Source organism: Actinomycetospora sp., from assembly GCF_055612215.1.
The window spans coordinates 1-6,059 of sequence record NZ_JBVPVA010001103.1 but is presented as its reverse complement, the minus strand read 5'-3'; the positions used below and the strand labels follow the sequence as shown (position 1 = coordinate 6,059).

Annotated in this window: 6 protein-coding genes and 1 pseudogene; 1 reads left to right on the top strand and 6 read right to left on the bottom strand. The window is 75.5% G+C overall.

All coding sequences use genetic code 11. The features are described 5' to 3' along the window. Positions 1–681, bottom strand: a 681-nt coding sequence (locus AC0CYZ_RS29825) for an EAL domain-containing protein (RefSeq protein WP_472221732.1), incomplete at its 3' end; no start/stop codon positions are given. An 86-nt stretch (positions 682–767) separates the two neighbouring features. Continuing rightward, positions 768–2,093, bottom strand: coding sequence for a sensor domain-containing phosphodiesterase (locus AC0CYZ_RS29820; RefSeq protein WP_472221731.1), 1,326 nt, complete (start codon positions 2,091–2,093; stop codon positions 768–770). A gap of 155 nt (positions 2,094–2,248) precedes the next feature. On the opposite strand from AC0CYZ_RS29820, the gene AC0CYZ_RS29815 reads away from it, so the two are divergent. Beyond that, positions 2,249–2,647 carry an RNA-binding S4 domain-containing protein gene (locus AC0CYZ_RS29815; RefSeq protein ID WP_472221730.1) on the top strand — a complete coding sequence of 133 codons (399 nt, stop codon included), beginning with the start codon at positions 2,249–2,251 and terminating at the stop codon, positions 2,645–2,647. Between the two features lie 7 nt (positions 2,648–2,654). Here the strand turns inward: AC0CYZ_RS29815 and AC0CYZ_RS29810 are convergent, their stop codons facing one another. From AC0CYZ_RS29810 to AC0CYZ_RS29795, 4 genes and pseudogenes are all read right to left on the bottom strand, one after another. Next, positions 2,655–3,503 carry a GH12 family glycosyl hydrolase domain-containing protein gene (locus AC0CYZ_RS29810; protein ID WP_472221729.1) on the bottom strand — a complete coding sequence of 283 codons (849 nt, stop codon included), beginning with the start codon at positions 3,501–3,503 and terminating at the stop codon, positions 2,655–2,657. Positions 3,504–3,728: 225 nt separating this feature from the next. Beyond that, positions 3,729–4,631, bottom strand: coding sequence for a GH12 family glycosyl hydrolase domain-containing protein (locus AC0CYZ_RS29805; RefSeq protein WP_472221728.1), 903 nt, complete (start codon positions 4,629–4,631; stop codon positions 3,729–3,731). 10 nt (positions 4,632–4,641) lie between these two features. Continuing rightward, complete coding sequence (locus AC0CYZ_RS29800; RefSeq protein WP_472221727.1) at positions 4,642–5,766, bottom strand: NAD(P)/FAD-dependent oxidoreductase; 1,125 nt, start codon at positions 5,764–5,766, stop codon at positions 4,642–4,644. A gap of 26 nt (positions 5,767–5,792) precedes the next feature. After that, positions 5,793–6,059: pseudogene (locus AC0CYZ_RS29795) on the bottom strand (carboxylating nicotinate-nucleotide diphosphorylase); the annotation flags it as partial.

Below are 6,059 nucleotides of genomic sequence, written 5' to 3'. Positions count from 1 at the left end.
GTAGCCCTGGGCGAGGGTCGCGCCGAGGGCGCGGGCTGTGCGCTCGTGCTCGGCGGTCTCGATGCCCTCGGCGAGGACGACGGCGTCGTTTCGCTCGGCGTAGGCGCCCACGGCGGCCGCGACGCGGGCCACGTCCTCGTCGAGGGGCTCCTGCACGAGGCGCTGGTCGAGCTTGACGACCTCGGGTCGCAGGAACGGCAGGAGCGCGAGCGAGTCCGGGTGGCTGCCGACGTCGTCGAGGGCCACCGCGATCCCGACGTGGCGCAGGCGGGTGGCGAACCACTGCAGGCGGGCCGGGTCCCCGGTGAGGGCTCGCTCGGTGAACTCCAGGACGATCCGGCCGCCCCGCTCCATGAACGTCACCGCGCCCGGCGGCGGCGGTCCGGTCGGGATGCCGTCGGGCTCGATGTTGAGGAACAGGACCGACGGCCCCGCCGCGCCGGCCGCGAGCGCCGTGGCGAGGGCGAGCCGGCGACACAGCTCGTCGAGTTCCGCGAGGTACCCCCCGACGCGGGCGCGGGCGAACAGGTCCTCGGGGTGGTGCCACGGGCCGGCGGGTCCCCGGGTGAGCCCCTCGTGGGCGACCACGGCGCCCGTCGCCAGGTCGACGATCGGTTGGAAGACGCTGCGCAGCCCGGTGAGGTCGGGCGCCGCGTCGACCGCGCGCAACGGGTCGGCCACGAACCACCTCGTTCCGCTCCGGTGCGCGCTCCGGTCCGGACGCGCCGGTGTCGATGAACGGAGCGTACCTACGCGCCCCGATCGAGCTAGCGTTCGGGGACCGACGCCACCCCGACGGACGAGGCGAGGGTCGCCTCGGTGACATCGGCCGTCGGCAACGTCCGGGCGAGCAGCGACCGCGCGACCTCGAGGACGAGCGGGCGGTCGTGGGTGAGGACGTAGTCGAAGGTCCGGTCGGGGTCCGCGGCGGCGGGGCGCGGGGCGCCGTCGAGGTCGCGCGCCACCAGGGCCGCCGCGAAGTGCGGGCCGACCACGGCGACGCTCCACTCGCGGCTCAGCGGGTCGTCGGGGGCCAGGTCGCCGCCCCGGACGCCGGGCTCCGGGTCGGCCGGCATGCCGGCGCCGAGGACGCCGACGAACGCGGCCGTCCGCGCGAGCGCGGAGTAGCGGCGGCGCGTGGTCGGGGTGAAGAACTCGGCGCGCTCGAAGGCGGCCACCACGACGGCGAGCTCCCCCAACTCCGCGGCCTGCCGCTCGAGGAACCGGCTCACCGCGAGCAGCAGCGGCGCCGTCGCGCGTCGCGGCGTGCGGGCCCGGGCGACGGCGGCGTAGGGGCTGGCGCGCGCGACCGGGCCGGCGGGCCGTCGCCACGGGGGCACGAGTCGCGGGGGCTCGAGCGAGGGCAGGATCGCCGACGCCGGCCGGCCCGCCCCGAACCAGAAGCCCTGGCCGAGCGTGGCGCCCAGGCTGCGCGCCGCGGCCAGGTGCGCCGGGTTCTCCACACCCTCCGCGAGCACGAGGGCACCGCTGGACTCGGCGTAGGCCGCGACCGCGGACATGATCGCGGCGACCCCGGGGCCCGGCCGGGCCTGCACGAGCCCGAGGTCGAGCTTGACGACCTCCGGACGCAGGAACGGCATGAGCGCGAGCGAGGCCGGGTGGGCCCCGACGTCGTCGAGGGCGACGTGGAAGCCACGGGCCCGCACCTGGTCGGCGAAGGCGAACAGGCGCGCCGGGTCGGCGGTGAGGTCGCGCTCGGTGAACTCGGCGACGACGTGCACGCCGCACCGCGCGAGGTCGGAGGACGCCGCGAACGGCGTGAGCCGGGTGGCGACGGTGAGGGGCTCGACGTTGACGAACAGGGCGAGCGGTCCGGACAGGCCGGCGGCGTACGCCTCCTCCACGGCGCGGCCCCGGCACAGCGCGTCGAGCTCGCCGAGCCGGGCGGCCCGGCGGGCGGCCGCGAAGAGGACGTCGGGGCGCTCGAGGGGGCTGCCGACGGGTCCGCGGGCCAGGGCCTCCACGCCGACGACGTCGCCCGAGGCCAGGTCGACGATTGGCTGGTACACCGGGTCGACCGCGCGCTCGGCGAGCAGCGCGTCGAGCGCCGCGTCCTCGTCCCCGTCCGGCACGGACGCTCCCTCCCCCGGCGCGTCGCGACCGACCGTACGCCCGCTCCCCCGACAGCAGGACATCGCGCTGACGTCGACGACCGAGCAGTCACCGAGTGTGATAGCCGGGATGGGTGCTCCGCAACCGGAGCAGCGTCGGGGCACACTGGGCGGCGATGGACTCCACGCGCGTCGATCGCTGGCTGTGGGCGGTGCGCCTGTCGAAGACCCGGGCGGACGCCGCGACCGCGTGCCGGGGCGGACACGTCCGGGTCAACGACAAGCCGGCGAAGCCCTCCACCGCCGTGCGGCCCGGCGACACCGTGCGCACCCGCCTCTACGACATCCCGCGCATCGTCGAGGTCGGGCGCGTCATCGAGAAGCGGGTCGGCGCCCCCGAGGCCGTGAGCTGCTACGTCGACCACACCCCGCCGCCCCCGCCGAAGGAGACGGTCGCGGCGGTGGCGCAGCGCGAGCGCGGGGCCGGCCGCCCGACCAAGCGCGACCGACGCCGCATGGAGGCCTTCGAGCAGGCGTCTCTGGTGCACACGGTCGAGCACGACGTCGAGGACTGAGCCGCGGCTACTGCCCGTTCCGCGTCACCGAGAAGTTCGTCGTGGCGAGCCCGTTCCCGCCGATCCACGGCTCGAAGCCGGCCTGCACGCTCGTCATGTACCAGCCCGGCTTGGCGACGCCGCGCTTCGTCGCGTCGGTGACGAAGGTGGGGATCGAGAGGTTCGTGACGGAGTTCGTGGCCTCCTTGCGGACGTAGGAGATCGTCGTGACGTCCGCCTTGCCCTGCCACACCTCGTAGGGGACGCCGTCGAGCGTGGTCTCGGCGACCTTCTTGCCGATCGGGTTCACGCGGTCGGTGTGCTTCAGCCAGATCATCAGCTCGAGTCCGGTGGGGCGGCCGGTCTTGCGGGCGGTCGGGTCGAGCCAGATGTCGTAGGAGACGTTGTAGTCGCCCTTCGCGGGCGTCGTGGTCGTCCAGGAGGTGCGCAGGTCGCCGAGGTCGGAGATCGGCCGCGGGAACGGGGTGCCCTTGGTGCAGTTGCCGTAGTTGCAGCCGTAGACCATCGACGGGTACGACGCCGGCCCGCTCGGCTTGTCGTGGTCGGCCTCCACCCGGAAACCGGTGTCGAAGGCGACGACGCACTGCTTGGTGCTCGCACCCCAGAGGTCGTTCTGCACCTCGTAGCGCCCGCCCGCCACCGGGGTGGACCCGAACTTGTCGCAGACGCGCTTCTCGTTCGGCTCCCGCGGCGTGTGCTGCGCCGTCGCCGCCGACGTGGTCACCGCCGCCGGCACGAGGATCGCGCTCGTCGCCGTCGCACTCCCCTGCGGGACGACGGTGGTGAGCACGACGAGGGCGACGAGGCCGAGCCCGCCGACGAGCGCCCGCATCGCCTCGGGTCCGCGCGGGGCCACGGTGTCGCACCGGCGGTGGCGGCCTCCCCGGCGCGCCGGCCACCTCGTCCCGTCGTTCGTCCTCGGCCAGCGACCGCTCATCCCGCTCGTCCTCCCCGTTGGACCGTTCAGCGCGCTGGAACGTACGTTCGGCGCAGTGCGGCCCGCCAGGCGGCTCAGTCGTTCGAGCACACGAGGGCACGGATGCCACCCACACGGGTGGCGCCGAGGATGCGGGAGTGGGACTCAGACGCCGTTGCGCGTGGCGTTGAAGGCGTCGGTGGACAGGCCGTTGCCGCCGACCCAGGGCTCGAAGCCGGCCTGCAGGTTGGTGAGGAACCACCCGGGCTGCACGACACCCTGCCGGCCCGCGTCGCGCACGAAGTCGGTGATCGGGAGGTCGACGACCTCGCGCACGGGCTGCTGGCGCACGTAGGAGATGACCGGCACGCCGTTGTTGTCCCCGCGGTAGACGTCCCAGGAGGCGCCGCCGAGGTTCGCGGTCCCGCTCTTGTCCCCGATCGGGTCGATCCCGCCGGCACGGATCAGCCAGATCATCAGCTCGGCGCCGGTGTTGTCGCCGTCGCGGCGGGCGGTCGGGTCGAGCCAGATGTCGTAGGAGGCGTTGTAGCGGCCGTTGTCGGGGACGGTCACGGCCCAGCTCGAGCGGACGTCGCCGAGGTCGGAGACCGGCCGCGGGAACGGGGTGCCCTTCGTGCAGTTGCCGTGGTTGCAGCCCCAGACGATCGACGGGTACGCGGCCGGGCCGGAGTCCTTGTCGTGGGAGGCCTGCACGCTGAAGCCGGTGTCGAACGCCGTCGTGCACTGCGGGGTCTCCGCGCCCCAGGCGTCGTTCTGCACCTCGAAGCGGCCGCCGGCCACGGGCACCGACCCGAACTTCTCGCACACCCGCGCCCCCGTCCGGCTGCCGATCGCCGGGAGCGGGGCGAGCAGTTTCGGCACCAGGGGCAGCGCGGCGGGCGGCGGCGGCGCCAGCGGCTGGGCCCCGGCGGCGTCCGCGGGGGTGACCGGGGACGCCGTCGTGATCGGTGGGACCGAGGCCTGCTGGCCGCAGGCGGCGCCCAGCAGGGCCAGCACGGCGGTCACGGTCGCGAGGAGGGCGCGTGAGGCACGCGTCGGTTCACCCACGCGGGCGAGGCTAGAGGATGCGCCGGACGCCGTAGTCGGCGGCCCGGACGCCGTGTCGTCGCAGGTCAGCGGGCATCTCGACGCCGAGGACGACCGACGCGGCGAGCGCGGCCGCCGCCGGCGCCGTCTCGATGCCCGACCCGCCCTGGCCCGCGAACACGTGCAGGCCGGGGTGCTCGGGGCGGTCCCCGACGACCAGCGCGCGGTCCGGGGCGAAGGTCCGCTGCCCCGCCCAGGTGGTGACGACCGAGCGCAGCCCGAGGGTCGTCACCGCGTTCACGCGCTCGAGGGCGAGCGCGACGTCGAGCTCGTCGGGGCGGGCGTCGCCGGGCTCCTGCGGGGTCTCCTCCGAGGGCGAGACGAGCAGGTGGGTCCCTTCCGGCTTGGCGTACCACCGGTCGCCCGCGGAAACGGCGAACGGGTCGTCGGGGCGGACCGGGGCGCCGGGCGGGATGCGCGCGATCGCGATGGTGCGCCGGTAGGCGGTCAGGCCGACCGGGGCCGCCCCGGCGAGCGCGAGGACCCGGTCGGTCCAGGCGCCGGCCGCGACGACGACGAGGTCGGTGTCGATCGTGCCGCCGTCGTCGACGGTGACCCGCCAGCCACTGCCCCGCCGTCCCAGGCCGACGACGCGGGCGCCAGTGCGGATCTCGCCGCCGAGCGCCCGGAACCGCTGCCGGTAGTGCTGGTGGAGGCCGATGGGGTCGGCATCCCGGGCGTCCTCGACGACCGCGGCGGCCCGGACGGCGCCGGGGCGCAGCGCGGGCCAGCGCCGCACGGCGTCGTCGGGACCCAGCTCGGTGACCGGCCCGAGCGGGAGGAGCTCCTCGCGCAGGACGCGCTCCTCCTCGGCGGTGGTCGCGACGCGCAGGACCGGGCGGGGGCGCAGGAACCCGTGGCCGGCCTCGTCCGCGAGCGCCTCGAAGCGGTCCTCCGACGCCGCGGTGAGGGCCTGCGTGGACGGCGGGCCGTGGCCGGGGATGTAGCTCGCCGCGGACCGTCCGGTGGTGTGGCGGGCGAGCTCCGGCTCGGCCTCGAGCAGCACGGGCCGTTCGACGCCGGCCGCGACGAGCTCGGCCGCGACCGACGTCCCCGCGATGCCGCCGCCGATGATGGCTGCGCCATGTGAACGCATCTGGTCGCCCCGGCGACGGAATCCGTTCACATGGACCGGAGGTCCAGGCCCAGGTCCAGGGCCGGCGAGGAGTGGGTGAGCCCCCCGACGGCGAGGTAGTCCACCCCGCTGGCGGCGTGGGCGGCGGCGGTGTCGATCGTCAGCCCCCCGGAGGCCTCCAGCCCCGTCGTCGGTGCGGTGGCGTCGCGTCGCCGGACGGCCTCGGCGCACTCGGCGGCCGAGAAGTTGTCCAGCAGCACCAGTTCCAGGCCGAGGGTCAGCGCCTCGTCGAGCTGGTCGAACGAGTCCACCTC